This window comes from Actinacidiphila guanduensis (assembly GCF_900103985.1).
In the GTDB taxonomy this organism is placed as follows: Bacteria; Actinomycetota; Actinomycetes; order Streptomycetales; family Streptomycetaceae; genus Actinacidiphila; species Actinacidiphila guanduensis.
Window position 1 is genome coordinate 1 of sequence record NZ_FNIE01000001.1, and the last position, 25796, is coordinate 25796.

26 protein-coding genes and 2 pseudogenes are annotated in these 25796 nt (G+C 72.5%); 9 read left to right on the plus strand and 19 right to left on the minus strand.

Annotated features, from left to right (window positions below; genetic code table 11):
• The 6 genes and pseudogenes from BLR33_RS00005 to BLR33_RS00030 all read right to left on the minus strand — a co-directional run.
• A pseudogene (locus tag BLR33_RS00005) lies at positions 1 to 366 on the minus strand (hypothetical protein); the annotation flags it as partial.
• Positions 321 to 1133 (minus strand): replication-relaxation family protein, encoded by an 813-nt coding sequence (locus tag BLR33_RS00010; protein ID WP_093782126.1) that lies wholly within the window; start codon positions 1131 to 1133, stop codon positions 321 to 323. The pseudogene BLR33_RS00005 and the gene BLR33_RS00010, both read right to left, overlap by 46 nt.
• 70 nt (positions 1134 to 1203) lie before the next feature.
• Entirely contained in the window at positions 1204 to 2121 is a 918-nt protein-coding gene (locus BLR33_RS00015; RefSeq protein ID WP_093782127.1) for a helix-turn-helix domain-containing protein, read from the minus strand.
• A gap of 1 nt (position 2122) precedes the next feature.
• A complete protein-coding gene (locus BLR33_RS00020; RefSeq protein WP_093782128.1) occupies positions 2123 to 2368 on the minus strand; it encodes a hypothetical protein in 246 nt (81 codons plus the stop codon).
• 542 nt (positions 2369 to 2910) lie between these two features.
• Positions 2911 to 3849, minus strand: a complete 939-nt coding sequence (locus BLR33_RS00025; protein ID WP_107408820.1) for an abortive infection family protein — start codon at positions 3847 to 3849, stop codon at positions 2911 to 2913.
• Positions 3850 to 3889: 40 nt separating this feature from the next.
• Positions 3890 to 4834 carry an abortive infection family protein gene (locus BLR33_RS00030; RefSeq protein WP_093782130.1) on the minus strand — a complete coding sequence of 315 codons (945 nt, stop codon included), beginning with the start codon at positions 4832 to 4834 and terminating at the stop codon, positions 3890 to 3892.
• A 396-nt stretch (positions 4835 to 5230) separates the two neighbouring features.
• Here BLR33_RS00030 and BLR33_RS00035 point away from each other — a divergent pair.
• A protein-coding gene (locus BLR33_RS00035) for an IS5 family transposase (RefSeq protein ID WP_407639621.1) occupies positions 5231 to 6036 on the plus strand; the annotation gives its coding sequence in 2 pieces (ribosomal slippage) (positions 5231 to 5576 and positions 5576 to 6036; 807 coding nt in all).
• Between the two features lie 73 nt (positions 6037 to 6109).
• On the opposite strand, the gene BLR33_RS00040 is transcribed toward BLR33_RS00035, so the two are convergent.
• The 4 genes from BLR33_RS00040 to BLR33_RS00055 all read right to left on the minus strand — a co-directional run bounded on the left by BLR33_RS00040 (position 6110) and on the right by BLR33_RS00055 (position 9954).
• The gene (locus BLR33_RS00040) at positions 6110 to 6835 is read right to left on the minus strand and encodes a hypothetical protein (RefSeq protein ID WP_143031590.1); all 726 of its coding nucleotides are present in this window, start codon (positions 6833 to 6835) and stop codon (positions 6110 to 6112) included.
• 85 nt (positions 6836 to 6920) lie between these two features.
• Positions 6921 to 7208: a hypothetical protein gene (locus BLR33_RS34600; RefSeq protein WP_143031591.1), complete on the minus strand. Its 288-nt coding sequence runs from the start codon at positions 7206 to 7208 to the stop codon at positions 6921 to 6923.
• Positions 7209 to 7383: 175 nt separating this feature from the next.
• The gene (locus BLR33_RS00050; RefSeq protein ID WP_093782134.1) at positions 7384 to 9525 is read right to left on the minus strand and encodes a tetratricopeptide repeat protein; all 2142 of its coding nucleotides are present in this window, start codon (positions 9523 to 9525) and stop codon (positions 7384 to 7386) included.
• 6 nt (positions 9526 to 9531) lie between these two features.
• Complete coding sequence (locus BLR33_RS00055) at positions 9532 to 9954, minus strand: hypothetical protein (protein ID WP_093782135.1); 423 nt, start codon at positions 9952 to 9954, stop codon at positions 9532 to 9534.
• 647 nt (positions 9955 to 10601) lie between these two features.
• On the opposite strand from BLR33_RS00055, the gene BLR33_RS00060 reads away from it, so the two are divergent.
• Both BLR33_RS00060 and BLR33_RS00065 read left to right on the plus strand, forming a co-directional pair.
• Entirely contained in the window at positions 10602 to 11261 is a 660-nt protein-coding gene (locus BLR33_RS00060) for a GNAT family N-acetyltransferase (RefSeq protein ID WP_093782136.1), read from the plus strand.
• A 260-nt stretch (positions 11262 to 11521) separates the two neighbouring features.
• A pseudogene (locus BLR33_RS00065) lies at positions 11522 to 11910 on the plus strand (transposase family protein); the annotation flags it as partial.
• 102 nt (positions 11911 to 12012) lie between these two features.
• Here BLR33_RS00065 and BLR33_RS00070 read toward each other — a convergent pair.
• The 4 genes from BLR33_RS00070 to BLR33_RS00085 all read right to left on the minus strand — a co-directional run bounded on the left by BLR33_RS00070 (position 12013) and on the right by BLR33_RS00085 (position 13184).
• Positions 12013 to 12270, minus strand: coding sequence for a hypothetical protein (locus tag BLR33_RS00070; RefSeq protein WP_093782137.1), 258 nt, complete (start codon positions 12268 to 12270; stop codon positions 12013 to 12015).
• Positions 12267 to 12578: a DUF6247 family protein gene (locus tag BLR33_RS00075; protein WP_093782138.1), complete on the minus strand. Its 312-nt coding sequence runs from the start codon at positions 12576 to 12578 to the stop codon at positions 12267 to 12269. Before BLR33_RS00075 ends, BLR33_RS00070 begins: the two co-directional genes overlap by 4 nt.
• Positions 12579 to 12657: 79 nt before the next feature.
• A complete protein-coding gene (locus BLR33_RS00080) occupies positions 12658 to 12882 on the minus strand; it encodes a hypothetical protein (RefSeq protein WP_143031592.1) in 225 nt (74 codons plus the stop codon).
• Positions 12879 to 13184, minus strand: coding sequence for a hypothetical protein (locus tag BLR33_RS00085; protein ID WP_093782140.1), 306 nt, complete (start codon positions 13182 to 13184; stop codon positions 12879 to 12881). Before BLR33_RS00085 ends, BLR33_RS00080 begins: the two co-directional genes overlap by 4 nt.
• Positions 13185 to 14009: 825 nt before the next feature.
• On the opposite strand from BLR33_RS00085, the gene BLR33_RS00090 reads away from it, so the two are divergent.
• Positions 14010 to 14174, plus strand: a complete 165-nt coding sequence (locus BLR33_RS00090; RefSeq protein WP_093782141.1) for a rubredoxin — start codon at positions 14010 to 14012, stop codon at positions 14172 to 14174.
• Between the two features lie 438 nt (positions 14175 to 14612).
• Here the strand turns inward: BLR33_RS00090 and BLR33_RS34920 are convergent, their stop codons facing one another.
• The 5 genes from BLR33_RS34920 to BLR33_RS00120 form a co-directional block, all read right to left on the minus strand.
• Positions 14613 to 14813: a terminal protein Tpg-like protein gene (locus tag BLR33_RS34920; RefSeq protein ID WP_176930049.1), complete on the minus strand. Its 201-nt coding sequence runs from the start codon at positions 14811 to 14813 to the stop codon at positions 14613 to 14615.
• A gap of 591 nt (positions 14814 to 15404) precedes the next feature.
• Positions 15405 to 16157 carry an SDR family oxidoreductase gene (locus BLR33_RS00100; RefSeq protein WP_093782142.1) on the minus strand — a complete coding sequence of 251 codons (753 nt, stop codon included), beginning with the start codon at positions 16155 to 16157 and terminating at the stop codon, positions 15405 to 15407.
• 47 nt (positions 16158 to 16204) lie between these two features.
• Positions 16205 to 17101: a helix-turn-helix transcriptional regulator gene (locus BLR33_RS00105; protein ID WP_093782143.1), complete on the minus strand. Its 897-nt coding sequence runs from the start codon at positions 17099 to 17101 to the stop codon at positions 16205 to 16207.
• A 341-nt stretch (positions 17102 to 17442) separates the two neighbouring features.
• Positions 17443 to 18006 carry a hypothetical protein gene (locus tag BLR33_RS00115; RefSeq protein WP_143031593.1) on the minus strand — a complete coding sequence of 188 codons (564 nt, stop codon included), beginning with the start codon at positions 18004 to 18006 and terminating at the stop codon, positions 17443 to 17445.
• A 132-nt stretch (positions 18007 to 18138) separates the two neighbouring features.
• The gene (locus BLR33_RS00120) at positions 18139 to 19329 is read right to left on the minus strand and encodes a prephenate dehydrogenase (protein ID WP_093782146.1); all 1191 of its coding nucleotides are present in this window, start codon (positions 19327 to 19329) and stop codon (positions 18139 to 18141) included.
• Positions 19330 to 19934: 605 nt separating this feature from the next.
• Between BLR33_RS00120 and BLR33_RS00125 the strand changes: the two genes are divergently transcribed.
• From BLR33_RS00125 to BLR33_RS00145, 5 genes are all read left to right on the plus strand, one after another.
• Positions 19935 to 20435 carry a flavin reductase family protein gene (locus BLR33_RS00125; protein ID WP_093782147.1) on the plus strand — a complete coding sequence of 167 codons (501 nt, stop codon included), beginning with the start codon at positions 19935 to 19937 and terminating at the stop codon, positions 20433 to 20435.
• A gap of 189 nt (positions 20436 to 20624) precedes the next feature.
• Positions 20625 to 22139: an FAD-binding oxidoreductase gene (locus BLR33_RS35545; protein WP_218136576.1), complete on the plus strand. Its 1515-nt coding sequence runs from the start codon at positions 20625 to 20627 to the stop codon at positions 22137 to 22139.
• Between the two features lie 41 nt (positions 22140 to 22180).
• Positions 22181 to 23383 (plus strand): acyl-CoA dehydrogenase family protein, encoded by a 1203-nt coding sequence (locus tag BLR33_RS00135; protein WP_093782148.1) that lies wholly within the window; start codon positions 22181 to 22183, stop codon positions 23381 to 23383.
• 41 nt (positions 23384 to 23424) lie between these two features.
• Complete coding sequence (locus BLR33_RS00140; RefSeq protein ID WP_176930050.1) at positions 23425 to 25026, plus strand: AMP-binding protein; 1602 nt, start codon at positions 23425 to 23427, stop codon at positions 25024 to 25026.
• Between the two features lie 156 nt (positions 25027 to 25182).
• Positions 25183 to 25743, plus strand: coding sequence for a flavin reductase family protein (locus BLR33_RS00145; RefSeq protein ID WP_093782150.1), 561 nt, complete (start codon positions 25183 to 25185; stop codon positions 25741 to 25743).
• Positions 25744 to 25796: the final 53 nt, after the last annotated feature.

A 25796-nucleotide genomic window follows, 5' to 3' on the forward strand; every position in this document is an offset into this window, starting at 1 on the left:
GGCGTAGGGGCGGATGTCGGCGAGCGCCTGGAGCAGGGGCTGGCCTTCGGCGGGGCGGTAGCCGTCGATGCGCAGCCACACCGGGCCCGAGAGGCCGTGCTCCTTCAGGCGGTCCAGGGTCGTCATCACCAGGGGAATGCGGCCGGCGAAGTCGAGGTAGAAGGGGTAGAAGTCTCCCTCCCGGTTGACGCCGTGATAGCTGCTGGTCCCGCGCCTTGGTGCCCAGTGCTCGCGGGACAGGCCCGCGACCGCGCGCATCCAGTTGGTGAGCGCCGTAGGGCCGGCCCCGGCGGGGACGATCGCCAACGGCGGCAGCCCGGTCAGGCCGGTGCGCCGGTGCGCCGGTGCGCCGGTGCGCCGGCGCACCGGTAGAGCGTCTCCCAGAACGGGACCGTGTCCACGTGGCCGATCCTGCCGCGGCCGGAACTCGGAGGCAGTGCCGGGTCGCGGACCCGACGGGCGTAGAAGTCCGCGTAGGCGCCGACCTTGTCCGCCAGCACGTGGACGGACTCCGTCGCCCGGTCGACCTCCACCATCAGCAGCGGCACACCAGCCGCCTTGTCCTGGAACACCGCGTCGCTACGGACGTTGCGCTTACCCGAGCTGGTGAGCGGGTGCGGGACCTCGGTGCGCCAGCAGTCGATGCTCCCGATCCCGGCCGGGGAGCCGGGCAGGGTGCCGCCGCAGGTGAAGGCCACGATCGTGTGGTTGACGGCCATCGCGTGCGGAGCACCGCCCGCTCCGGCTCCCCGCGCGCGGCCGCCCATCAGCTCCGGGTCGCGCCCCAGCTTCTCGGCGGCCGACTCCAGGCCGGCCGGGGTCAGGCCCCACAGCTTCTGCGACGGCTCACCTCGCCGGTCCGGCGCCCCGAACTTCCCCGCAGGCCCCGCCGTGCTGCCCGCCGCGACCACCAGCTTGTCGGCCTGAAGCACCAGCAGGGCGTTGCGGATCGCCTTGTTGTCCGACAGATGCGGGCGGACCAGGCGCATGATCTGCGTCGCGGTCGCCACCTTCAGAACCCCCAGCACCCCCAGCACATCGGCCTGGTCGCGCACCGTCGCCCGCGGCCGCCGCGCCTCCTTCTGCCCCGCCTTCGCCCTCGGCTTGGTCACCGAGCCTGCCCTGTCCGTCATCCGACGCCTCCCCGCCGACGATCGCTTCGTGGAGGCCCTCCATCGTCGCCTGCGCCGGCCGCAGGCCAGCTCAACTGTCCTGTGGTGCGGCCCTGGCCGCGATGTCCAGCAGGGCGGCGCGCATCTGGCCGGCGTCGTCGCCCGCGCGGGCGGCGGCCTGAGCGCTCTGGCGCTCCATCTCCTCGATCTCCTCGTCGCTGAGGTCCCAGACGTCCCGCGCGCCCCCGTAGGTGCGGTCTGACCGCCAGTCGTCGTAGTCCTCGTCTTCCCTGAGCCGGCCCGTGCGCCGCTTGATGCGCTCGTCCGTGCGCAACTGCTCCTGGCGGCTCTCCACCGCGGGATGGCCGTCCAGGCACAGGTAGGCGGCGGCCGACACCGGGGGCTGCTGACGGTCGCCCCGGCGGGCGTCGGCGATGCGGTCGCGGGCGGCGCGCAGCCGGGCGTTCTGCTCCGGGGTGCTCTCCAGGGCCGTGAGCAGTACGAGCAGTTGTCCGTCGGTGGGCAGGACGCGGCCGTGCATGATGAGTTGGATCGTGGAGCGCGGCACGCGCAGCCCGGCCTGGGCGGTGGCCGTCTCCAGCAGGCGGAGCGAGATGCCCGACTGCTTCCACAGCCGGTGCAGGTGCTGGCCGAGTTGCCCGGTGGTGCGGATCTTGCGGCGCTCGGCGGGACCGGCGGCGGGCGCGGCCTCCCTGGCCGCGGCCCGCCACAGCGCGTAGGCCCGGTCCACGCGGGCCTGCCGGACCCGCGGGGACGGATCCCCGCAGGCCCAGGCGTAGGCGTGCACCGCTTCCCAGCGTGGCAGCCGCGCGCCGGAGACGACCTCGGTCAGCGTGCTGCGCCCGCAGTGCCTGGCGGTGCCCGCGGTGCGGGCGGCCATCTGCTGGTAGGTGAGCTGCGTCCGGGTCTTCAGCTCGCGCAGGAAGCCGACGAGCCGGCGCAGGGCCGGCTTTGCCGCCGGATCGACCGCGCACATGGGGCGCGCCATATCAGCCGTTCCGCTTCCCGCGGCCGCCGGGGCCGCGGCGGATCAGGTCGGCCACCGCCACCGCGATGAGGGTGAGGGCCTGCGAGGCCTGGATGCCGCTCATCGCGAGCGCGGCCAGCACGAGCACGACCACCACAATGACGGCCGCGTCGGGCGCCGGCAAGTGCCGGGAGCCGGGCTGCGCGCTGTGCGGCCACAGGGGGGTGTGCGGCGAACCGCCGCACGGGCAGGGCAGGTTGAGCGACATACGGTTTTCACTCCTGCGTCAGATCGGGGGAATCGAAGACCCCGGGTCGGGCGGAGGCCTTTCGGCGGGCCGCCCCGGATGACGCCGATAGTGCAGTGCCGAGGGGTGCTGCGGCCACTCCAAAGGTCCGCCGGCGTCGGCGACGTCTGCGCGAGCGTTGCGGCGTTTCGGCGATGACGGCAGGTCAGATGAGGCGGGAAACCCCATTGACCCGATTGCGTCCAGAAACAGAAGTCGAACAGGTGAACGACATGGGGGTGTGCCCGCTGTAGCGAGGGCAGCAGTCGGCGGTGGCGCCGGGGTGCGCATGAGGTGCGCCGCCGCCGACTGCTCCGGCCGCAGCCACCCTTGCCACCGCCGGCACTGATGGACCTCCGCGCGGCACGGGCCGCGGCGGCGGGCATCACGATCACGGTCAACGAAGCGGCCTCAGCCTGCAGGCGCGCCCCATTCGCGGCCGGCTGTGCCGGGCGGCCGCCCCTGCTCCCGGCACGGCGGCAAGTCGTCCCGGGCGCGCCGCCGAGCGCCCGCCGGGCGCGGTGCTACGCGGAGCGGGGCGAGAGCTCTCCTCGCTCGGTGCGGTCCTGCCAGGTGTCGAGCACGAACTCCGTCACGGTCACGGTGCTGTTCAACGCCAGGCGGGCGTGCCGGGCCAGTGCCGGGCTCGGTGCGGTGCGTCCGTGGCCGAGCCCGAGCTGGTTGCGCAGCTCGGCCAGACCCTGCACCGTCGTGGTGAGGGTGCGCAGGATCTTGACCACCGTCGCGCTGGCCTTGGAGCTGCCGGCTACCGCGTCGGCATTCAGGCCCAGCAGCGTCGTGACCCGCCTGAACAGCGGCGGCAGGTCCTCTCCCCGGGGGTATTCGACGCCCTGGTGTTCCAGGATGATCTTGCAGAGGCTCTCGACGAGTTCCTTGCACGACGCGATCGCTGCGGCCGGATCGCGCTCCAGACCGGCCCTGATGCGCTCCTGGTGCTCATGCAGGACACGGGGGTCGGTCAACAGGGGGCGTGCCTCGAACTTCAGGTCCGGCCGAGCGCCGTGGAAGGACGCACGGGGACCGCCGGCGTAGACCGGCAGCCCGCTGATGTACTCGGCCGGGTAGAGCTCGAAGCCGTCCTTGGCGAGGATGTCGTTGAGTTTCTCGGCCAGACGTTGGACCTCGGCCGGGTCCCGGCGCACCACGGGGTGGAGCATCTCGGCGAGGAAGTCCATCAGCGGCTGCGGAGAGTCGCTGTTGAGGCCGAAGCGGGCATCGGTGAACACCCACTCCGGCGGCCAGTCGTCGTTGTTGACGCAGTGCTGCCAGATGTCCTCCCTGGCCGTGGCACGCCGGTAGCCGTCGCCTTCGAGGGCGTCTAGGTCGTACAGGCGCTCCAGGAACCTCACCTCGTCCAGATCGCCCCACCACCAGACCCTCTCGACGACCAAGAGGTCCAGGATGCGCTGGCGGGTGACGACAGTGAGCTGCTGCGGTGCCACAGGTCGGCTCTTTCTCGCTGGGGTTCGAGTTCGCGCGGGCTCAGGTCGAGGCTGCGGGTGCGCTGCCCGCGGTCGGGGTCGGGGTCGGGGTCGGGGTCGGGGTCGGGGCAGGCTGCGCCTTGCGCCAGGGGGCATCGGGGTCGGCGAGGGTGTCCAGCATCAGCTCGCACCAGGTGGCGGCCGTGCCGACGGCGAAGCGGGCGTGCCGGGGCCCGAGCCCTGTGGGTGCGGCCAGGCGTCCGTGGCCGGTCCCGTACCGGTTGCGCAGTTCCGCGACGCCGATGGCAGCCGAGGTCAGTGCGCCCAGGATGCGCTTGATGCTGTCGGCGTTGTCCGGGCTGCCATCGGTGCGGGCCGGCGGCACTACTGCGGGGTGGAGGTTGAGGGACTGCTGCGCCTGCTTGATCAGCGCGGGCAGGTCCTGGCGTTCGTCGACGGGTAGGTTCCGCTTGAGCAGCACGAGCTTGGCGGTCGCCTCGATGAGCTGCTTGGCCGCGCCGATCGCGTCGTCGGGGTACTCGGCCCCGAACCGGCGCGCCCGCTCCAGTTCGGCCTGGATGCCCGACGCCTCGGACAGGGCGTCGGCGTGCACGACCAAGTGGGCGACGCGTGCCGTGTGCAGGCGCAGATCGTCGTCCAGACGGCAGCCGTCCCGCGCGAACGCCTCCCGCAGCTCCGCCACCGTATCGGCAGGCAAGCCGTCCCCGCCGTACCTTCGGCTCTCCCGGTCCAGGCGGCGCAGCATGCTCTCGAACACCCGCAGGGCCCGGGTCACATGGTCGTGGTCGGTCCAGTCGACGGAAGCGGCGTAGGAGTCAAAGAGTTGCTTGCGGACCCCGCCCTCGCCCGGAGTGAAGCCGGGATCCGGGGCGAAGTGCTCGTTCTCCCAGTATTCGCCGATCGCTCCTGCCACGAGCCCGCTCATCTGTGCCCGGACGGCGTTGCGGGCGGTCCGGGAGAGCAGTTCGCGATCGGCGGTGACCATACCGGCAGATTACGGGGCCGGTGGTCGAGCGGTCCGGCATTTTCTACCGTGCAGCTCTGGCAGCGTATCGATGGAGGCGTCGGTCCAGGATCGGCTTATGGCGTCCGGGCCGGCTCTCCAGGATGTGCTCGCATGTCCGGGCTCCTGCCGTGAACTCGGCGCAGGTCGAGGGACTGGAAGGCCAGCTCCAGGGGGGCGGCCTCGCCGCCAAGCGAGCCAATCACGGGACAAATCAGAGGGGGGACAAGGGGGGCGGGACAAGGGCCAGCTCCCGCGCGGACCCACCCCGAAACTGAAGGTCACGCTCCACGACGGCCAGCAGTTCTAACTGATCGTTTCAGAATGAGTTGAGCCGCGGGTCTTGCGCCTAGCGATCTTGGTCGGCAAGGTGTCCGGGTGCGTGCTGATCTTGTTCCGGATGACCTGTGGGAGCGCGTGGCTCCGCTCCTGCCACCCTCTCCTGAGCGCCGCCGCCACCCCGGGCGACTGCGTGCTCCCGACCGGGCAGCCCTCACCGGGGTGATGTACGTACTACGGACCGGCGTCGCCTGGCGTGATGTCCCGGCCGAGATGGTCGGCTGCTCCGGCGTGACGGCCTGGCGCCGTTTGCGGGACTGGACTGAGGCCGGCGTCTGGCCGCGCCTGCACGCGGTCCTGCTGACCGAGCTGCGCCACGCCGACCTGCTGGATCTTGAACACTGCGCTGTTGACGGCTCGCATGTCCGGGCCCTCAAAGGGGGGATCACGTCGGCCCCTCGCCGGTCGACCGTGCCCGTCCTGGCTCCAAACACCACCTGATAGTCGACCGGCACGGAACCCCGCTCGCCGTCACGCTCACCGGCGGCAACCGACACGACGTCACCCAGCTGCTGCCTTTGCTCGACGCGGTCCCGCCGATCCGGGGGCTGCGAGGACGGCCTCGTCGCAAGCCGCGGCACCTGTATGGCGACCGCGGCTACGACTTCGACAAGTACCGACGGGCGTTGTGGGCGCGTGGCATCAAGCCGGTGATCGCCCGACGCGGCGTCGCCCATGGCTCCGGGTTGGGCAAGACCCGCTGGGTGGTAGAGCGCACATTCGCCTGGCTGCACCAGTTCAAACGGCTCCGCATCCGCTACGAACGTCGCGCTGACCTCCACCAGGGCCTGCTGGAACTGGCCTGCAGCATCATCTGCCTCCGACGACTCCGAACGATGTGCTGACGCATCAGCGACCTCCGCGAGGGGTTCATGAGGTTCGGATTGGACTGTAGAGGTGCGATATGGACCTCACTGGTTAGAAGTCGGGTTGAACGCGCAGCGTCGCCAGGGCGGCCGGCGCCTGGTCCGGCTTGAACGACCAGCCCGGCATGCCGCCCCAGGCGATCGACACCCTCAAGTACTCGACCAGGGTGATGCCGGATCGGCCTGCCACGCCGTGAATGACCGGGTCGGGCACGAACTGGGCCATCTCGATCTCGTGGGTGGCACCGCTGATGTTGGCCTTGTGCAACTCGTCCGGTGCAAAGTCGAAGAAGAACCCATCCTCGCCAACCTCGGGGTCGTCCTCAACGGCGTCCTGGTAGTCGCCCCAGCTCTCCCGCAGGTGCTGCACAGTCGGAAGCACCAGCGGGTCAGGAAGTACCGGGGCGGCGCTGTACTGGCTCCCTGCGGAGTAGCACTCGTTCAGCGCCGCGCAGTCCCCAGCGAACCACGCGCCGCCAACCTGGCGGAAGCATGCGTCCAGAGCCGGCGGCACAGGGCCCATCTCAGCACGAAGAAGATCGAGCTCCCGCAGATCCTCGGCCGTGACCGGCTCCCGGACGGGCATGACAGGCACGAGTCCGAGGTCGGTCAGCTGCTCCGCGAGACGGTCCACATGGCCTGCCACACGCTGCATCGTCGCAAACGCCACCCCTCGGCAGTCCTCATCAAGCGCATCTGGAACTGAGCCAAGACGGCGCAGTTCGGCCCAGACACCATCATGATCACCACTGATGTACCGCTGCGTAAAGGAAGTCACCGAGGCACCCTGTCCAACATCAGCATCCGTAGGCAAGCCCCGAACTGCCTGCGGCATCCCCCACGTCCTTGCTCCACGGCTCAACTCATTTTGAAACGATCAGTAAGCCGTGGCCGAGGGCCAGCGCAGCGCGGCCGACGCGTCGTGGTGGTACCTGCTGCAGATCCACCTTCCGGCCGCCACCCAGCGTTTCGGCCGCCCGGCCGACGAACCCGCCCTCGTCGACTTCACCGCCCCCGCCTCCCGCCGCGAGCCGATCGAGGGGCAGGCGTACGACCAGATGCCCACCGAGCGCGTCGGCACCACCCCGGCCTGGAAGGTCGAGGAGCCGGTCCACTTCGGCACTGAGCACGGACCTGCCCGCATCGTCCACCCGCGGCACCTGCCATGCCGTACCGCTCACACCGCCGGGCGCAGTGAACCGGCACTCCCCCCGCGGTGGCGTGTGACGCGTGGACGGTGCGCGACGAGGATGGCTGTGACAGTCAGGTCCGGGACCCGAGTCCTCCTGGTGACCTGGGGGCGGGGCGCGGCCGAGGGCATCATCGTCACTCCGGCAACCCAGGCTCCCGCGGGCCCTGCTGCCAGTGGGCAAGTCTGCTGTGGATGACCTTCGTCCGAGGATGGTTGGGGCCGAGGATGCGCCGGGCCTCGGTGAGCAACTGGCCGAGCGCGGCGGCGGCACCGGTCGGATCTCCTGCCTCGCCCCGCCAGTGCGCGAGGTCGCCGCGTACGGAGAGCGTGTAGGGGTGGTCCGTGCCGAGGACGCGCTCGACGACGGGGAGCAACTCGGCGAAGCAGGAGACCGCCGCGGCTGGGTCACCGGCCCTTCCCTGCCATTCGGCCAGGCTGCCCATGTTGTTGAGAGTCCCCGGGTGGTCCCAGCCTTGCGAGGTCAACCGGTCGCGGACCACTTGGGCGAGCGCGGTCACGGCGCAGTCGGGATCGCCGGTCTCACCGCGCCAGTGGGCCAGGCTCGCCCGGGTGTCGAGGGTCAGGGGATGGGTGTCGTGGAGGATTCGCCGGAAGTCGTCGAGAACCTGGGCTAAGCCGACGACGGCCCCGTCGGGATCGCCCGCCTTTCCCTGCCAGTGCGCCAGGCTGCTGCGGACGAGCAGGGTGTTCAGGTGGTCGGGACCGTTCTGTCGTGCGGTGTCCGCGAGCAACTGGCGCAGGGTGCTGGCGGCGCCGGCGGCGTCCCCCGCCTCTCCTTGCCACCGAGCCAGCTCCCACTGTGCTGTGAGGATGTCGGGGTCCTCAGAGCCGCGGAGCCGCCGTGCAAGGGCCACGATGCTCTGGAAGTGGTCACGCGAAACGCCTTCGAGCCCCGCTTCACCGAGGCTGCGGCCATACCGGCTGAGCAGCGGATGGACTGCGGCCTGGACGAGGGCCTCGTCGGCACATGCGATGAGATTTGCGGTGTTGGCACGTAGCGTCAGCGCCAGAAGCGGGTCGCCGCCGTCGATCTCCGGCCACAGGGCCAAAAGCGCGTCCCCCATCGCCCGCGCGTACGCGTGATGCTGGTCCGCCGGCAGCGATTCGCGGGTGGCCCGCTGAACCAGCGCGTGGACGCGGACCGTCCCGTAGGCGGTATTTATCTCCTGGATCAGGCTCAGCCTGTGCAGCACCTGCAGCCCTCGTCCCACGATCCCCCAGACGGGGACGAGGTCCGGCATTGCGGCGACATAGAACCTCTCGACGGACCGGCCGTAGAGGACAGCGACCGGAACTCCGTTGGGGTCTCCCAGCGCGAGCAGCTGCATCAAGGGGCGTGCTGCGCCGACGGGTTCCTGCTGGTCTGCCCGGTCCAGAGACAGCGACCAGACCGCGGTGACCGTTACGGTCTGGTCGTCGGGCAGGCGGTTCGCCCGGGGCAGCGCGTCGGCCAGCCTCCGACGGCGGTCGGCCAGCAGGTCGCGGTATTCCGTCACGCCCATCTTCCTGTCGGCGATGTAGGCGGCGGCCTGCGACAGTGCCAGCGCCAGATAGCCCAGATCCGACGCCAGGCCGGCAAGGTCGTGGCGGGACTCGGTTCGTCCGTGGACGGCGAGCGCCGACGACAGGTAGGCCACCGCTTCGTCCGGGGTGAACAGGCCGACCTCGATCCTGCGGCGGCCGGTTCCCAGCAGTGCCGGCTCGCGGCTGCGGGTCGTGACCAGGGTGCGCCCGTTCGGGGTCTCCGGCGGCCAGAGCCCCCGCAGGTCGTCCGGTTCGGCGAGGTCGTCCAGGACCACGAGCCACTGGTGGCGTTTCGCCCGCAACCAGGCCAGGAACATCCCCGCGGCCTCCTCGCGATCCCGCGGATCGGCCCCACACACCTCGACGCCGGCTCGCGCGTACCCCGACACGATGTCCTCGCGGCTGCTCGCGGTGATCCACACCAGCAGCTCCAACGTACCCTCGTCCCACGCCTGGTGGGCGAAGTCCGCGGCGAGCTGCGTCTTCCCGACCCCGCCCATCCCCACCAGTAGCTGGCACAGCACCACTGTCTCTCCGGCGGAGACCGCCGAGCGCAGCCGGTCGGCCTCCGCACGGTGCTGGAACGAGCGTGCACGCAACGGGACCACGCCCACCTGGTGAGGCAGTGTGGCCGGCGGCCTCGGAGCGCTGACGAAGGTGTTGTTCTGGATGTTGCCGTCGCCCCACATCGCGCCGGTGGGGCCGAAGAACGTGCTGCCGTTCCCCGTCATCGGCGGTCAGGAGCCGAAGGTGTTGCGCATGGTGTTGTGATCACCGAACTGTGCCGCCGTCGGGCCGTGGAAGGTGCTGCCCTGCACGGTGCCGATGTCTCGCTGCTGAGCGAGCGCGTCCGCTACATCGGCCAGGGCTTCCGCCAGCACGGCGGCGAACGCACCGTCCTGCCCTGCGACTTGCTCCAGCACCGCTTCCACGCTCGCACGCGTGCGATCAGTGGGCTGCCGACGGCCCGACTCGGCCTCCTCGACCACCCGTTCGAGCGCGGAGGCCGTGTCAGGCCGTCCCGCGACGAGCTCGAAGAGGCGTCGCAGTCGCGTGTCCACGACACGGTCCACTTCCGTCCCCGCCTGTTCGGAGGCATGCTGTCCCCGCCGCAGGACCCATGCCAGCAGATACCCGGCCACCAGATCGATGCCCAGCATCCCGCCTCCCAAAGTTGCCCGAACCTCCGCGATTCGAAGGTAACCCGTCAGACGGGGAGGCGTGCCTCTTCCTCTTCGTCCCGCGCCCCGGACGAAGTGCCGCACCGCCACGCGCCGCCCCACGGCCCTCACCCGCAACGCGCGATAGCACGGCCGCCCGGCGGGAGCGTTGAGATCCGTGCCGAGAGTGGCTCGGTTGCCGCGCAGCGGATCGGCGACGTTCACCAACACTTCCATCCCCCTGTACGGAAGGCAGTGTCGTGGCCGCGAATGGTGGGGGTGATCCCACCGCAAGCCGATGCGTTTCAGGACTATGCCGAGCGCTCCCGGCTTCGGACCGCGACCGCCGACGGCGGGACCGTGGCACTGTGCCAGGTTTCGCCCAATTTCACGCCAATACAGGAGGGTTCGGAGCAAGGAGCCGAGAACCGGGCCGGTCACGGACCCGCTTGCACCCGCCCCCATTCACCCCCGTTCCACAGCTGCGACCTGCAGCATCGCTGCCCGTGGAACGCCAGGCGCCCGATGACACTGAAACTTGACCGATTGCCACTGAACATCGACCGGTGCGGGATGGTGACGGACGAGCGATCCGCGCGGACAGAAAATCGTGTGACCTCGGTCGCGCCGCGCCCGGACAATGACTCATGCTGACGGACCACTGGCCCCTGCTGGGACTGCGTCTGAACACCCCCCGCCTTGTACTGCGGCTGCCCTCCGAACAGGAGTTGGGCCAACTGGCCGACCTGGCGGCCGAAGGCGTCCACGAGCCGGACCGGATGCCGTTCATCGTCCCCTGGACCGATCTGCCGCCGGCGCAAAGAGCGCGCTCGGTGGTGCAGCACCACTGGCTGCGGCGGGGGAACTGGGCCCCGGACAACTGGGCACTGAACCTCGCCGTCTTCGAGGACGGCCGCGTCGTCGGCCTGCAGGAGATCGCCGCTCGTGACTTCGCCGTGCTGAGGCAGGTCAACACGGCCTCCTGGCTCGGCCTGCGTCACCAGCGCCAGGGGATCGGGACCGAGATGCGCGCCGCAGTTCTGCATCTGGCCTTCGCCGGCCTGGACGCACTGGAGGCACTGTCAGGCGCCTTCGAGGACAACCCCACCTCATTCGCCGTGTCCAAGAAGCTCGGGTACGAACACGACGGCGTCGAGCAGCACAACATCCGTGGCCGACGCGCGACAATGCGACGCCTGCGGTTGACCCGGCCCGAGTGGGAGGCGCACAAGCACATCTCCACCACGGTCACCGGTCTCGCACCCTGCCTGCCGCTCTTCGGCCTGCCGGGCGCGACAACAGCCTGAGTCACCGCCACCGAACCCGAACCGGCCAAACCTCACGGGCAAACGGTCAAGGTCCGGTGGCACCGGACACCAGGCGCCCCGGCCCGGTCCGGTTTTCCACCCACAGAATCAAACGGAATATCGAACTACATTGGGGTTGTGAGCAAGGAAACGAAGGGCGAGGACACGGTAGGGGGCGCCCAGAAGCAGCAGACACCGGAGACGCCACAGACCGTTCAAGCGGATCAGGCGGATCAGCCGCAGGACCGGCCCGACCCGCCCGCGCCGCAGGCCTTCTCAAAACGCTGCGCGAGCACGATCCCGACTTCGTCCTCCTGGACGGAACGCTCGCCGAATGCGACCGCGTCGGCCGCAGCCGCGCCGACTACTCCGCCAAGCACCGCCGCCACGGCGTGAATGTCCAGGCCGTCACCGACCCCGACGGCCACGTGCTGTGGACCTCCCCGCCCTGCCCGGCCGCACCCACGACCTGGCCTCTGCCCGCACCCACCGCATCATCCGGATCTGCGAACGCCAAGGCGTCCCGATCCTTGCCGACCGCGCCTACCGGGGCGCCGGCCCATGGCTCACCACCGGGCTCAACCGACCACCCGACGGGGAACTCAGCCCCACCCAGCACACCGTCAACCGTGCCCTCCGCCACCGCCGGAAAAGTCGCCGCCACCCCCGCCGTGGTCAAAATAGGGACCGCCATAGCCGGATTCGCGGTGGTGGCTCACCGTGCACCTCGCCTTCGCATGAGCCGGAGCAGCTACCCGATCCAGACGACCGAGACCACGTACAGGCGCCCGGCGCTGCGGTTGATCCAGTACACGGCGGTCAGCTGGCCGACGGCGGCCGCGCGGACGTCCTCGCCCTCCAGGTCGCCGGCGTCCATCGGTGGCCAGGTCCACGGGTCGCGGCCGGCGATGTCCAGGACGTCGCGCAGCATCTCCACCGCATGCGGCGGTAGTTCGGTGATGGTCTTGGCGGCCTGTGGGGAGAGGCGGGCCGGCCACAGGCTGCTCACTGGGCGGCCCGCGGCGGCAGCACGTCCTCCAGTGCGACGCCGTCGGAGTCGTCGTACCCCGAGGCGATGAACGCGTCGACGGCCGGCGTGGCGGCCAGGCGGGCCTGCCAGGTGCGCACGACGTCGTGCAGGGGGCTGAGGCTGTAGGAGTGCCGGGAGTCCTCGAGGGCGCGTGCCCAGTCGGCCTCGAACGCCGGCACCCACCGGCCCGCGCGGCGGTCGGCGCGCAGCGCCTCCAACAGCCGCGCGGCAGCCGCCGGAGCCGGGGGCGTGGCCGACGGCAGAGCGTGGTCGGGAGTCGCGCTCATCGAGGCCTCCAGAGGGGCGTTGCGGGCTGCTGCCACGGTAGCGGCCCCGCGGGGCCGCCCGTGCCCCCTTGGCCGGACATCATGGCCCCAGCCGAGGCTGTTCCTCCCCGGGCGCTGCCGACGGGGCGGCCCGCGTGCTGCGGGAGCCGGCCAAGCGCTCGCGGTGCAGGCGCCGCTCGCGCCACCAAGCCAGCCGGTCGGCGGACTCCTGCGGGAAGACCGAGCGGACGATGACGGCGACCGCGCCGGGCAGCGACAGCACCAGCACCGCCCACCACGGACCTCCTGCCGCGAGCAGACTCACCGGCCTATCCCCCGGGCCGTCGGCAAGGCCTGCGCGGCCTTGGCGGCCGCGGCGCGCTCGCAGTGCCGGGCGCCGAGCCGCTTGAGCTTGTGCCGGACCCGCTCGCCATAGCCCTGTGGCAGGCCCGCGCCAGCCGCGGCCTGCTCCCAGCCTTCCCCGTCGACCGCCCACCGCAGGGCGACTTCGGCCTCCGGGCCGGCCAAGCCGCGCAGGACCGGCTCCAGGCGGTCGTCGCGGAACAGCCTGCGCTCATGGGCCAAGTCGGCCCGTAAGGCGGGGCGGTCGGTGTGCAGCGTCGTCATAGTGGTCGTCCTCCTCTGTCGCTTAGGTGCACCTAACGACTGGAATCCGGACAGAATTGCCAAGCATCGCGCTGGATTCAACCGATGTGGTGGCCGGGCCGCCAGGCTTGCGGAGGCAGGCAGAAGCCAGGGCGGATCGCTGGGAGGAACGAACCGGGGACCGTGAAGTAACAGGGCGCAGCCACCGCCGAGGATGGGCGGGGCGGGCAGCACGAAGCCCCGGGCCGCCGTGGGGGCGTATGGCGCCGGGGCTTCGGGAGTGGGGGGATCGCGGTGTCCAACGAGCCGGGGCCGGGATGGTTACGAGGCGGCAGGCTCCGGGCTGAGGTGATGTGCGAGCAGCGGCCGGGCCCCGCGCGGTGTTCACGGGCGGTGAGACCCGGGCGGGTGTAACGCTGTCACGCTCAACTCCGAAGTGCCCGGATCGGCCCTCCCGGCGGGCGATCCCGGCGAGCGTGACACCCGACCCTGACCGTCGTCCCACCCGCCGGGCACGTCCACGATGCCCATTGACCTGCAGTTTCAGTCATCCGCGCGGCTAGGTGATGATGCAACGCGGAGTGTCACGCTCCCGGGCGGCGCAATGCTCACTCTGCGTCAGCGGGACAGCGGACGTGACACCCGTCCCGTAGGGCGGTGGGTGCCGGTCCCTGCAGGCCGCGCAGCTCCTTGCGTGTGCGCGCTCGAATTGCCCGAGCCGCCCAGGGGCTGTCGACCTGAGCGGCCTCCGCCCGGGTGGAGGCACGCCGGACCCGCCTGGTAGAGCGCGTCGGCCTCTCACGCGAAATACTCTCAGTGGCCCACCTAACACGGAGAGGCGTCACCATGGAGAAGTACCACTGCGCAGTCTGCGGAAACCCTTATGACCCCGCGTCGGGCGATCCAGACACGGGAGTGGAGCCTGGCACCCCCTTCGAGGACGTCTCGGAGGACTGGGGCTGCCCGGTCTGTGGCAGCCCCAAGGAGGACTTCGCGCCCTACACCGACTAGCCGCGCTCCCAGGCCCCGCTCGCCGGCGGGCGCCTGAATGTCGACGGCGGCCCGGCCCTGCGCGGTCTCCACCCGGGTGTGCCCTCAGCCGACACCGTCGTCCACGCCGCGCCGACCGGCGCTCACAACGCCCGTCCGGCGGCGGGGTCAAGGAACGCGACCAGGTCCGCGGCGGCCTCGGGGTCGGCGGCCGCGAGACGGCCGGCGAACGCCAGCTCGTCGACGTCGATGTCGCTACCGGGCTGGAGGCGGGCGAGGGCAGCCAGCAGCGCGGCGTGGGTGGGGATCGGGCGCGGCAGGAGGCCGGCGGCGGCCTGGCGGCCTGGCGGGCGGCAGGGTCGGCGTAGTGGCCGCGGCCGGCGGCCAGGGCGTGAGCGAAGCAGGCGTCGACTCGGTAATTCGGTGAGCCAGGTATGGCAGCTCTGCCGGGCGGCCTGCTCAGGAACTGAAATCTATGAACTCCACATCGGTGAAGACCACGTCCGGCCCTCCCGCCCTCGAGTCGAAATTCCGGAAGTAGGCGTGCCCGAGGGCCTTCGCGACCAGCTCCTGCAACTCGGCATCGGTCGCGCCCCGCTCGCGGGCGACGAGGATCCGGCGCGTATCGTCGGGTGCGATCGTCTGGATGATCAGCCACATGTGCGGGTCGTCGGTGGAGCCGAGCGCGGTCCGGAGCCCGAACTGGGCGCGCGCCTCGATCCGCAGACCGCCGGTGGTGGCGGCCTGCGGCCAGCGCCGCGGTGCAGGACGCGCGCGCTGATCACGACCATGCCCGCCGGGAGTTGACCGACCGTGAGCGGCGCCTCAAGGACTCGCGGGCCGCGGCCGCCGAAGCGCAGCAGCCCTTGGGCCGGGCCGTCGACCGGGAGGCTCAGGCGCGCCACGCCGTCGACGAAGCCGAGACGGACGCCCGCCGCACCGGCCGGCAACTGCGCCGACGACGTGTGGCAGGCCCGGCAGCGCCTCCGAGCGGGCCACCGTCGCCTGCGCGTCCTTGGCGTGGACGGTCGCAAAGCCCAGCTCCTCGGCCGGAGCGAAGCACCGCTCGGCGCGGCCTGCGGATCCAGCACTTCAGCACCAGGGCGAAGCTCTCCCGCTTGCGCAGGCCGTGCCGCTCGGAGATCACCACCGTGTCGCACCGCTCGTCAAGGGCGTAGGCGTCGTGGAGGTTCCACGGGGCCCAGGCCCACCGGGTTCGGCACGATGCCCGCGAGCCGTTCGGTGAGCTGTTCAGTTCTGCGCTGTGGGACGGACGACGATCTCGTTGACGTCGATGCCGGGCGCCTGCCCGATCGCGTATCCGATCGCCTCGGCGATCGCCGAGGCCGGCAGGCCGATCTGTTCCGTCGCGGCGCGTACCGCGCCCTGGACCTGCGGGTCGCCGCCCCTGTCAGCGAGTTCGGACCGGGTGAAACCCGGGCTGATCACGGGGACGCGGAGGTCGGTGTTCTCCTGACGCAGGCCCTCGGAGAAGGCTCGGACGGCGAACTTGGTGGCGCAGTAGACCGCCGCCGTCGGGTCGACGCGGTGGGCTGCCGTCGACGCCACGTTGACGATGTGCCCGCAGCGCCGCTCACGCATGGCGGGCAGCACCGCCGCGACGCCGTGCAGGACGCCTCGCAGATTGACGTCGATCATCCGGTCCCACTCGTCGAGCCGGAGCGCGGCCACCGGGGACAGCGGCATGACGCCGGCGTTGTTCACGAGGACGTCGATACGGCCATGCCGCGCGACAAGGCGCGAGACGACGTCCTGCACGTTGCCGCGGTCGGTCACGTCCAGTTCCTCGTGTTCGGCGCTGTGACCCGCCTCGGTGAGATCCCCGACCACCTGTGCCAGGCGGTCTCGACGCCGGGCGGCGAGGACGACGTGGTGACCCTGTTCGGCCAGATGCCGGGCGGTGGCCTCGCCGATGCCGCTCGATGCCCCGGTGACCAGGACGACCTTGGCGTCGGTCGGGATGCGGGTGGGGGATGTGCTCATGGCGCAACTCCGGGAAGTGAAGGTCGGTCGGCCGACTGCCGACGCCGTCATTCTTCGGCCGCGCGCCGATGGGAAGAAGGCCGTGTCATCCGGGGTGCCGTACACCCACCCACGGCTGTCATGGCTCCCAGGTACGCCAGCGCCTCCGCGCTGCGACTTCCCGGCTCGGCCGATCCGACCAGCAGTTCCTGTCCGGGCGCCGCCCGCACGTCGAAGGACTGGTAGGTGAGTTCGATGCGCCCCACCATCGGGTGCACGAACACCTTGTACGCCCGCGTGAGGCCGGAGACGACCTGGTCCTCCCACAACGCGCGGAACGGCGCAGACCGGCGGTTCAGGTCCTCGATGAGCGCGATGATCTCCGGGGCGTCGGGAAAACGCCCGGAATTCAGCCGCAGGGCGTGGACCGTCGCGCCGGCCACCAGCGACCAGTCGGGAAAGACCGTCCGGGCCCGGGGATGCGTGAAAAGGATCCGCGGCATGTTCTTCTCGTGACCGAACGGGGACAGGAGCGCCGCGGCGGTGGAGTTCGCGGCGAGGACGTCGAAAGCGGGACCGAGGACGTAGGCGGCGTCCGCGGGAAACCCGTCCAGCAGGTGCAGCAGCGCGGGATGCACGTGGTTGCGCCCGCTGGGCGCGCCGAGGGCGGGATCGACCCCGGCCAGCCGGAACACGTGGGAACGCGCGTCGGCGTCCAGCCGCAGTGCCCGGCACAGGGCGACGACGACCTGGGGCGACGGGTTCGACTCGCGCCCCTGCTCCAGCTTGGTGTAGTAGTCCGCGCTCACCCCGGCGAGCACGGCCACCTCCTCACGCCGTAGTCCTTTGACCCGTCGCCCCGAGGCAGCCGGCGGAAGACCGACGTCGGAGGGCTCGATGCGCGCGCGGCTCGCCTGCAGGAACGCGCCGAGCGCGTGGTCGGCATGGTCGGGATGTCTGCTCACGGTTCACGGTAACCCTGCTGTCGGCGTGGCCGATGGGGGTGACGGTCGCGGTGAGCCCGCCACCCGGGCGCGGGACCACCCGGACGTCGCCCCCGCCGACCCGGGCCGCGGCCTGGACGGTGGACAGGTTCAGGCCGCTGCCCCGGGTGGAGCCGACCCGGTCGGTGACCCCGCGGACGCTGGAAGAGGACCGATACCTCCTGGGCCGCGCCGACGGGGCCGGTGCCTCGCCCATCACCAGGACTTCCTGCCGGAGGCCCTGGTGATGGGCGAGGCACCGGCGCACCCCTTCGGGCCACGGGCCACGGGCCCCGGTGCCCGGAGCCGCCGGGGGCCCGCGTTTAGGAGGTGATGCTGACCGAAGCGCTGTAGACCTCGGGGAAGGAGTAGACGTAACCGTCGGTGAACTGCACCGCGGCGATGGCGCCCGTCTGGTACGAGGCGGGCGAGACCGGGTACTCGCTGTCGACGGTGTTCTGCAGACCGGAGTAGACCTGCCTGACGGCGCTGTTCGCGACGAGCGAGCCGTTGCGGTACAGGCCCACCTGGGCATCGATCTCGGTGGTCGTGTAGCTGCACTGGACGCCGGCCAGGCCCTCCTCACCGCCGCCGTACGGGCCGCCGTAGTAGCGGAAGGGATTGTCGGCGTCGAGCGTGCAGGTGACCGTCGAGAACGGTGCGACGGTCAGAGTGTGGCTGAAGCTCGCCGACGTCATCGGCGAGACCTTCCCCCCGCCCGGCACCGCGTGCCCGGCCGACGTCAGTCCGCCGGTCGCCGCCGCGGGAGCGGTGGCCCCGGCCGCGGTGCCGCTGACCAGAGCGCCACCCACCGCCAGCGCCACGGCGCCGGCCAGCAGCCCGGCCATCCGCCTCCCCGATACGGACCGCTTTCGATCCAACGTCATGCCCACTCCTCAGAGGTGTCCGGACGCGCACGTACCCGCGGTCGCGGCGTGCGCGATCAACCGTGCCTGGCGTGCCGTTCACGAAGTGCTGAACCGTCGCCGAACCCGCCGCTCACCAGGTGGTCGCGCGGGTCAGGCCGTTCCTGTGGTGAGAGTGTCCGCGGTCCGCACGGTGGCCCTGCCAGGCGCCGGGGCACCGGCGGAACGGGGAGCGACCGACACCCGCCAGCCGCCGCCGGCCAGCTTGCGCCGCAGCAGCTCCGCAACGCCGGGGGATGCGGCGATGTACGCCACCAGCTCGTCCGGAGCGGAGCCGTTCGCCGTCGCTGCCGGGGCGTCACCGTCGCAGGGCGCGCCCAGTCGCAGCGAGTCGGCGCCGACGCCGAACTCGGCCGTCTCGTCCAGCAACCGCCCGAGTTCGCCCGGCCGGCCGGCCACCGTGACACGCAGCGTCACCTGCGCGCCGGGCGAAGCGCGGTTCGGGCCGTGCACGCTCTGCCAGCCGTCCTGACCGCGGTCGAGCAGTTCTTCTACCGCCGCGAGGGCACCCGGGCCGCACGTCGCCGCGGCCCGCAGCGCCGCCACGAGGGTGTTCAAGTCCTCGGCCAGCCCGCCGAGCGTGTCCGCGACATGCGCGGCGTTGGAGCCGATGATGTCGCGCCACAGCCGTGGGTCGCCGCCCGCGATCCGGGTGACGTCGCGCGCCCCGCGCCCGGCCAGCCGCAACGCCTCGTCCGGGGCTCCCCGCAGCCGCGCCGCCATCAGCGAGGCCACCACGTGCGGGGCGTGGGACACCAGCGCCACCGCGCGGTCGTGGTCACATGGGTCCATCATCACCGGGACCGCGCCGCACAGCGCCACGGCCGCCAGCACCCGGTTGAGCGCGTCGGCGGTGGTCTGCCCGGTGGGGGTGAGCACCCATGGGCGGCCGTCGAACAGGTCGGCGCGGGCGCCAAGCGGCCCGGAGCGTTCGCTGCCGGCCATGGGGTGGCCGCCGACGTAGCTCGCCTGGTCCGCGACGCCTTGGGCGACGGCGCGCGTGGTGGCGTCCTTGACGCTCGCCACGTCGGTGTAGGTGAGCGCGAGGCCGCGGTCCTGCTGCTCGGCAAGGACGCGGACGACGTTGCGGGGCGGCACGGCCAGCACCGCGAGGTCCACCGGGGCGGTGGGCACCGCGAGCGTGCCGGCGCCCAGGGCCGCGGCGCCCCGCGCCGCCTGCGGATCCACGTCGAGCAGATGCACGCGGACCCCGCGCCGGCTCAAGGCCAGGCCGGCCGACGTGCCGATGAGCCCTGTCCCCACGATCACCGCCGTGCGGATCATCGGCCATGCCTCCCCATCTCGGTCTCCGTTCCCGGTCGCTTCGGACACCGGTGCCGGGCGCCGTCGGCGTGGGTCCGCCCCGGGGCCGAGCCGGTCGTCGTCGCGGCCGGGGCCGTCACCACGCCGCCCCCTGAGGCCACCCCTGATGCCTCGCGGGCGGGCACGGCCGCGGCGCGAACGGCAGTGCGGCACACGGTCGCAGGGGTCCTTCGGCCGGACCCCGGCGTCCCCCGGGGGGACACGTTGCAGTCTCGCCCGGGGCCGTGGCACGTCTTCGGGCGTGCGCGCACGGTGTGTGCCACATCCGCGCACGGCCCGGGTACGCGAACGCGACAGTGCGGGTGCGCGCGGGCGCTACAGCCCGTCCCGCACGGCCCTTAACGTGCCGTTACCGGAAGCGGGAACCGGACCGGCTGCCTTCCCGGGCCGGGCTGCGTCGGAGGTCCGCGGCCGAGTCAGGCCCGCGGCAGCACACCGCGGACCTGTTCCCTGACCCGCCGCGGCTGCGCTCCCGTGGACGCGACGGCCCGTTGGCAGACGGATCCCGGCCGTGGTCGTCCCGGCCGCGCCGTCCGACACGGGGAGGAACACGAGGAGGAAGAGGCATGGAACTCGATCTGCGCGCCGCCATGCGCCACTTCGCCACCGGCGTGAGCGTGGTGAGCACTTTCGCCGCGGCGCCGGACGCCCCGGGCGGCGTGCGCCACGACGCGGTGACCGTCAATTCCCTGGCCCCGGTCTCGTACGACCCCCCGCTCGTCTCCCTGTGCCTGCACAACGAGTCAGCCCTGCTCGCCGACCTGCTGGCGGCCGGCCGGTGGGGGGTGTCCATCCTCGGGGCGGACGGCGCCCGGACGGCGGCCTTGCTGGCCCGCCCCCGGGAGCGGCGGCGCGAAGCACTCGCCACGCTGCCGGCCGACCGCGGCACGCACACCGGAGCGCTGATCTTCAGCGGCCCCGGCTGGCTGGAGTGCGCGCTCGCCGACTCCTTCGCGGCCGGCGACCACCTCATGGTGATCGGCGAGGTGCTCGCCACCGGGGTGCGCGAACCGCAGGAGCCACTGATCTTCCTTCAAGGCACCTTCACCTGCGGCGTCGCCGGCTAGTCCACGGCAAGCCACGGCCGCCGGCCTGCCGTCCGTGCGACCTGTCCCTCCCACCGCAGCCCCAGCCGCAGAGCCACCCGCAGGCCCACTGCAGACCCACCCCACAGACCCACCGCAGTCCCGCGGCCGGACGCCGGCCGGCGTCCGGCCCGTCCGCCCGATCAGGGCACGTCCGAGGGAGATACCGCCTTGTCCGAACTGCCCACGGCGGTCGATGACCGCCTCGCCGATCCGTCCCCCCGCCCGCGCGCGCTGAACAGCGCGCTGGAGGAAGCCGTCCGGATCGTGGGGGCGGAGCGGGTGCTGCTCCCGGCAACCGACGGGAGCGCGACCGGCCTGCTCGGTCCCAACACCGGCCTCTTCCGGTCCCGGCGCGTCGCGGCGGTGCTGCGGCCGGCCGACGCGGAGCAGGCCCGAAGGCTCGTGGCGCTGTTCGGCCGTGAAGCCGGATCCGGCAGCCTCCACGTCATCAGCACCGGCCGCAACTGGGGACTGGGGTCGAGCGAGCCCGCCCGTGACGACGCCGTGGTGCTCGACCTGGGCGGCCTCGACCGGATTCGCGACCTCGACCTGGAGGCCGGCTGGGCGGTGGTCGAGCCCGGGGTCACCCAGGGACGGCTGTCCGAGCTGCTGGCAGGGACCGACCGCATGCTCAACGTGACCGTCTCCGCCGCCGGTACGAGCATCCTCGGCAACCTGCTGGACCGCGGTGTCGGCCTGCGGGGCCAGCGCACCGAGGACCTCGCCGGCCTGGAGGTGGCCCTTGCGGACGGCGATACGGTACGCGTGGGCTGGTGGCCGGGCGAGGACCGGCGGGCCCCGGTGTACCCGCACGGGCTCGGCCCCTCGGCGCTGCCGCTCTTCGTCCAGTCCGACCTGGGCGCGGTGACCGCCGCCGTGGTGCGGCTGCGGCCGCGGCCCGAGGCGCTGCGCCTGGTTCGCCTCACCTTCCGGCGCCCCGGGCTCGCGCCGGCCGTCACCGCCGTCCGCCGCTGGGTCGCCCAGGGCCTGACCAGGGGCGTGCCCCGCATCTACGACCCCGCCGCGGGTCGTGCCTACGGCGGCGCCGACGACGAGTTCCTGGTCGACCTGCCGGTCGACGGCACGGCCGAGTCGGTGCGCGCGCTGGCCGGCGTCCTGGTGGGCGAGGCCCGGCGGGCGGGCGTGTTCACCCGTGTGTCCGACACCGACGCCACCGATCCCGACAACCCGCGGCGTGCCGAGGCCGCGCTGGTGGAACGCGCCTACACCGGCGACCCGGACGTCGAGGACACCCTGTTCCGCGCCAAGATGGGCGTGGGCGCCGAGGAGGTCGACGCGCAGGCCGGCTTCCTCTTCTTCCTCCCGCTGCTGCCGCTGACCGGCGAGGCGGCCGTCCGGGCCGACCAGTTGGTCCAGGACGCGGCCGCCGCGACCGGCACCCGCATGTCCGCGACGCTGCATCTGCTCGGCCCCGACCTCGTCGACTGCGTGATCGCCCTGCGCTTCGCCCGCGACGAGGATTCCGCCCGCCGGGCGCACCGGGCACTCGACCTGCTCTACAGCTCCTTCACCGGGGCGGGGTTCGCGCCCTACCGGCTGGACGTCGACCACGCCCACTGGGTCGACACCCTCGCCCCGGACGCCGGGGCGGTCGCGCTCACCAGGCGGCTGAAGGCACTCCTCGACCCGCACCAGGCGCTGGCGTCCGGCCGCTACTCCTGACCCGCGGCCTCGGCCGCCTCCTCAGACTGGAGAACCCCGCCATGACGACGTCACCGACAACCGCCCCCGCGTCCAAGACCCGGCCCAACACACCGGCGGAGGTCCTGCGCCGGGCCGAGGGACTGGTCCCCGTGCTGCGCGCCGCCTCCCCGGAGATCGAGCAGGCGCGCCAACTGCCCACCCGTGTCGTGGACCTGCTGCGGGAGGCGGGCGTCTTCCGGACCGGCGTGCCGGTCGAGCGCGGGGGGCCGGGGCTGGACTCCCTCCAGCAGACGGAGGTGGTGGAGACCCTGGCCCGCGGTGACGCGTCCGCGGCGTGGTGCGCGATGATCGGCATGGACACGGCGCTGTACGCGCAGTTCCTCCCCGAGTCCGTCGCCCGGGAGGAGCTGAGCGACCCGGACGCGGTGACCGCGGGCTTGATCCTCCCGCTCGGCCGCGCCGAGCGGGCACCGGGCGGCTACCGGGTCACCGGGCGATGGCAGTTCGGCAGCGGCATCACCCACGCCGATTGGGTGGTCGCGGGCTGTTTCGTTCACCGTGACGGCGAACTGGAGCCCGGTCCCGACGGCCGGCCCCAGTGGCGGATCATGATCGCGCCGACCGGCCAGTTCGAGATCCTCGACACCTGGCACACCACCGGGCTCGCGGGCAGCGGGAGCCGCGACTACCGGGCCGACGCGCTCTTCGTGCCCGAGGAGCACTCATTCAGCCTCGGTACCCCGCGCACCAGCGGCCCCTACGCGACGCCCGAGGCCATCCTGCGGAACATGCCCGGGGTGCCGCTCGGCGTGGCCCGCGGCGCCCTCGACCATGTCCGCGAACTGGCCGTGGAACGATTCGACCGGGCCGCAGGCACCCCCTGGGCCGACACCTACCGGGTCCAGATGGCCATCGCCGAGTGCGAGATGGAGCTCGGCGCCGCCCGCCACGCCGTCTACGGCAGCCTGCGCCGGCAGTTGGAAACCCTGGCCGCCGACGGCGAGATCGGCCGGGACGCCCGGGTGGAGCCCGTTCTGGCCCGGGTGAACTCCTTCCGCGCCGCCCGCAATGTCGTCACCCGGCTCTACGACCTCGTGGCGACCACTGCGATCTACCGCCCCTCGCCCCTGGACCGCGCCCTGCGCGACCTGACGACGATGCGCCAGCACGTGATCGCCCAGGACCAGGTGCTCCAGTCCGCCGGGGCACACCTGCTCGGCGGCACCCCGTACAACCCCTTCAGTCTGGGCATCGTGGCGTGACGGCGCCGCTGGAGCATTGGCGCGGGCCGCAGGGGTCCCGCGTGCCCGGCGCCCCGGACGGCCTGGCCGTGCTGCAGGGCGGTCCGCTGCCGGAGCCACCTGTCACCACCTTGTCCGGGGCGCTGCGGCGGGCAGCCGACACCCGTAACGGCGTGGTCCTCATCGACGCGAGGGGGATCGGGACCTGGCGGCCGTACAGCGAGCTGTACCGCGAGGCGACCGCCGTTCTCGGGGGACTCCAGGCGGCCGGTGCGGAGCCGGGAGCGGTGGTGGTCCTCGCGCTGTCGGCGCCCTCGGACCTGCTCACCGCGTTCTGGGCCTGCGTCCTGGGCGGCTTGGTGCCGCTGCCGGTCCCCGCAGCCGGCGGCAGCGCCGTCCTGGCCGATGCCGGTGCGGCCGCCGGCCGGGCGTGGCTGGTCGCCGACGGCGATCCGTCCGCGCTGCCCGCGGGCATCCGCCCGCTGGGCCCGGTGTCCGCCCTGGGCGTGCCGGGCGGCCCCGGGCCGAGGCCGCACCGCTGCCGGCCGGACGATCCGGCACTCCTCACCCTCACCTCGGGCAGCTCCGGTCGGCCCAAGGCGGTGCCGCTCAGCCATCGCAACGTACTCGCCCGGTCCCACGCCACCGCGCTGGCCCGCGGGCTCGACGAGGGCACCCGCACCCTCAACTGGCTGCCGCTGGACCACGTCAGCGGCATGGTGATGTTCCACATCCGGGACGTCTTCCTCGGCTGCCACCAGGTGCACGCGGACACCGGCTGGGTCCGTGCGGACCCCCTGCGCTGGCTCGACCTGGCCTCGGCCGAGCGCGCCGACACCACGTGGGCGCCCAACCACGCCTTCGCCCGGGTCGTCGAACGGCTCGACGAAAGCGGAGGGCGGCCGTGGGACCTGAGCCGGCTGCGGTACGTCATGAACGGCGGGGAGGCGGTCAAGGACCGGGTGGCCCGGCGCTTCCTGGCGGCCCTGGCCCCCTACGGGCTGCCGGCAACCGCCATCCACCCGGGCTGGGGCATGCCGGAGACCGCCTCCGGTGTCGTCGACGGCGTCCTCGTCCCGCACGGTGGGCCGTCCCGGCGGTATGTCCCGGTGGGGGTGCCGCACCCCGGTGTGTCCGTGCGGGTGGTGGACGACGAAGGGCGGGTGCTGCCCGAGCGCGCCGTCGGCCGCCTCCAGGTCACCGGTCCGCCGGTTGCCGTGAGTTACTTCGAGGACGCCGCACCGCACCCCGCGCCGCTCACCGCGGACGGCTGGCTCGTCACCGACGACCTGGCGTTCGTCGACGGCGGCGAGCTGACCGTGACCGGCCGGGCCGACGACGTGATCGAGGTCGGCCAGGACCGCTACCACGGCCACGAGTTGGAGGACGCGGTCGAGGAACTGCCCTGCGTGCTGCCCGGGTCCACAGTGGTCCGGTCCTACCCGGGCGCCGGCGGCCGCCGGGCCCTCGCGGTCTTCTTCCGTCCCCGCCCGCGGGTGCCCGGCCCGGAAGCAGAACGGATGGTGCGCGAGCGGCTGCGGGACCGCTTCGGGGCCCACGTGGACCACCTGGAGGCCCTGGGCGAACACGACCTGCCGAGGACCCCCACCGGCAAGCTCCGCAAGTCCGCACTGACCGCGCGCCTGCCCGGCCCGCACCCGTGACCTGCAGAGGGCACCCGTGCGCAAACGGCCCATTCCGCGTGCGCGCTTCGGCGGCCGTGCCGCAGGCGCGCTGCCTACGCTCGTCGCGCCCGGTGTCACCGAGCGCAGCCGATCACAGGGAGGGGCAACCCCGTGCTCCCCGACATTCGACCGACCATGCGCACATTCGTCACCGGTGTCTGCGTGGCAACGACCTTCGCCGACGGCGACGGCGAGCGGCGGCACGAGGCCGTCACGGTGCGCTCCCTCGTCTCCGTCTCCCTGCAACCGCCGCTGATCTCCATGGTGTTGCCCCGTGAGGCCGGGTTCTTCACCAGCCTGCTCGCCTCACGGGTGTGGACGGTGTCGATCCTCGACGTGGCCGGCGACGATCTCGCCCGCTCCTTCGGGGCCGACCCCGAGACCCGGGCCAGGGCCCTGCGCACCTGCGTCACCTGGGCCGGCCCGCGCACCGGGGCCCTGGTGCTGGCGGCGTCCGCCTGGCTGGAGTGCCGGCTGTACGAATGGCGGGGGTTCGCCGACAGCGCGGTGGTGATCGGCGAGGTGCTGGCCACCGGCGGGCGCCGGCGTCGGCCACCGCTGGTGTCGCTGAACGGCGCGCTGCGCACCCTGGCCTGCTCCCGCGCCGACAGCCGTCCGCCTCTTGCGCAGCCCCTCCCCCGCGCCACGTCCGACCACCCGGCCGGCGCCGTCGCACGGATCGGCGAGGAACCGTGAACGGCCGGGCGAACGGGCCGGAACGCAACGTCACGAGCAGGAAAGAGGAGGAG

Excerpts from the sequence above, each read along its gene's own strand:
- BLR33_RS00010 (WP_093782126.1), bottom strand. The coding sequence starts at position 1,133 with ATGACGGACAGGGCAGGCTCGGTGACCAAGCCGAGGGCGAAGGCGGGG.
- BLR33_RS00015 (WP_093782127.1), bottom strand. The coding sequence starts at position 2,121 with ATGGCGCGCCCCATGTGCGCGGTCGATCCGGCGGCAAAGCCGGCCCTG.
- BLR33_RS00020 (WP_093782128.1), bottom strand. The coding sequence starts at position 2,368 with ATGTCGCTCAACCTGCCCTGCCCGTGCGGCGGTTCGCCGCACACCCCC.
- BLR33_RS00030 (WP_093782130.1), bottom strand. The coding sequence starts at position 4,834 with ATGGTCACCGCCGATCGCGAACTGCTCTCCCGGACCGCCCGCAACGCC.
- BLR33_RS00050 (WP_093782134.1), bottom strand. The coding sequence starts at position 9,525 with ATGACGGGGAACGGCAGCACGTTCTTCGGCCCCACCGGCGCGATGTGG.
- BLR33_RS00055 (WP_093782135.1), bottom strand. The coding sequence starts at position 9,954 with ATGCTGGGCATCGATCTGGTGGCCGGGTATCTGCTGGCATGGGTCCTG.
- BLR33_RS00060 (WP_093782136.1), top strand. The coding sequence starts at position 10,602 with ATGCTGACGGACCACTGGCCCCTGCTGGGACTGCGTCTGAACACCCCC.
- BLR33_RS00075 (WP_093782138.1), bottom strand. The coding sequence starts at position 12,578 with ATGAGCGCGACTCCCGACCACGCTCTGCCGTCGGCCACGCCCCCGGCT.
- BLR33_RS00085 (WP_093782140.1), bottom strand. The coding sequence starts at position 13,184 with ATGACGACGCTGCACACCGACCGCCCCGCCTTACGGGCCGACTTGGCC.
- BLR33_RS00090 (WP_093782141.1), top strand. The coding sequence starts at position 14,010 with ATGGAGAAGTACCACTGCGCAGTCTGCGGAAACCCTTATGACCCCGCG.
- BLR33_RS34920 (WP_176930049.1), bottom strand. The coding sequence starts at position 14,813 with ATGTGGCTGATCATCCAGACGATCGCACCCGACGATACGCGCCGGATC.
- BLR33_RS00100 (WP_093782142.1), bottom strand. The coding sequence starts at position 16,157 with ATGAGCACATCCCCCACCCGCATCCCGACCGACGCCAAGGTCGTCCTG.
- BLR33_RS00115 (WP_143031593.1), bottom strand. The coding sequence starts at position 18,006 with ATGACGTTGGATCGAAAGCGGTCCGTATCGGGGAGGCGGATGGCCGGG.
- BLR33_RS00120 (WP_093782146.1), bottom strand. The coding sequence starts at position 19,329 with ATGATCCGCACGGCGGTGATCGTGGGGACAGGGCTCATCGGCACGTCG.
- BLR33_RS00125 (WP_093782147.1), top strand. The coding sequence starts at position 19,935 with ATGGAACTCGATCTGCGCGCCGCCATGCGCCACTTCGCCACCGGCGTG.
- BLR33_RS00135 (WP_093782148.1), top strand. The coding sequence starts at position 22,181 with ATGACGACGTCACCGACAACCGCCCCCGCGTCCAAGACCCGGCCCAAC.
- BLR33_RS00145 (WP_093782150.1), top strand. The coding sequence starts at position 25,183 with ATGCGCACATTCGTCACCGGTGTCTGCGTGGCAACGACCTTCGCCGAC.